Raw genomic sequence first — 1,351 nt, 5'->3', positions numbered from 1 at the left:
CTGTTGAATTGACGAAAAAAGCGTCTTATCTCAGCTCTGTGGCGTATGTAGAGCAGGTAACGGGAAGAAAAATGTTATCTGACAGCGGTGAGTTTCAGTATACCTTGGAGGATGTAAGGCTCATGCTCGCCTTTTATCAGGAAATGCTAAATAAAAAGGTCACAAAGCCTGCGTGGGATTTCGATAGGAACGATCTTGAAAAGTGTCTGACGGCAGGCGTGGCTTCCTGGATATCAGACGCAGAGTATTACTGCGAGCCTGCTCAGAAGTTTGGCTTTGACATCGTTATCGGCGACTATCCAAAGCATAAGCAGGCCGTGAGCAGCGGTTGGTATAAAAAGCCCACTAGCGTTTATGCCATAAAGAAAAATACCAAGTCCCCTGAGGAAGCCGCAAAGCTTCTTGACTATCTTGTGAACGGTGAGGAAATGGCTCTCCTGCAGGGCATGGGAAAGGGCGTGCCTGCATCAAAGGCGGCATTGGAAGCCCTTGAAGCGAGGGATATGCTTGACGGGATAGAGTATAAAGCCAACGAGAAAATGGCAAGCTCAGATGAGCTTGAAATAATGTCCCCGAAGCTTGAAGATCAGGGGGTACTTGACCTTTTTATAAGCACCTCCGAGTTGCTCTATTATGGCAGGGCGGAGATAGAAAACGCTTCTGAAAATCTGTATAATAAGATGAAGGAATTATACAAATAGTTAAATATGCGAAACAAATAGTGCAAATTGTATTCAAAAATGAATGAGAAGTGTACAGAGTACACAAAAATAACGAAACTGTTAAATAAGTCTTGACAATTTATTTGTTTTAAGATATAATTAAGGACGATGTAAGGTGATACATCATAAAACGGTGTGTGACAAAGTGTGTGACATAATTTCTTGTGAAAATGTCAACATAGTGTTACCAATCGTCAAAATGACCGATTGAAAATTAGTTTTTCGTCAAGTTGAACAAAGTTGAGAAAAAAACCGAAAAACTATTGACATTTTGGACAAGATGATGTATACTTTAATCATGGTGATAAGGAGAACACAAAGAACTCCGAAAGCCACTTAATTATTGGAAAGTAGTTGCTTAAATCGGCTTGCAGCTCTTTTATAAACAAATTTATTTAATTTATTATGGAGGGATTTTCTATGAAGAAATCTAACAGAAAAGGTTTCACCCTTGTAGAGCTCGTAGTTGTTATCGCTATCATCGGTATTCTTGCAGCTATCCTCGTTCCTACAATGATGAACTATGTAAAGAAGTCAAAGCTCAAGACAGCTAACTCAAACGCTAAGCTCGTTTTCACAACTGTAAACAACGAAGCTGCTGATTTGCTCGTTAACGGCGAAACAGTTGG

General features: G+C 40.1%; 1 protein-coding gene and 1 pseudogene. Both read left to right on the top strand.

Annotation, left to right across the window (positions count from 1 at the left end):
* Positions 1-701: pseudogene (locus QVO88_RS07530) on the top strand (hypothetical protein); the annotation flags it as partial.
* Positions 702-1,142: 441 nt separating this feature from the next.
* Positions 1,143-1,351, top strand: a 209-nt coding sequence (locus QVO88_RS07525; RefSeq protein ID WP_288177883.1) for a prepilin-type N-terminal cleavage/methylation domain-containing protein, incomplete at its 3' end; no start/stop codon positions are given.

This window comes from Ruminococcus sp. CAG:57, assembly GCF_000435935.1.
Lineage (GTDB): Bacteria > Bacillota > Clostridia > Oscillospirales > Ruminococcaceae > Hominimerdicola > Hominimerdicola aceti.
The sequence above is the reverse complement of the archived record's forward strand: the minus strand, read 5'-3'. Positions and strand labels throughout refer to the sequence as shown.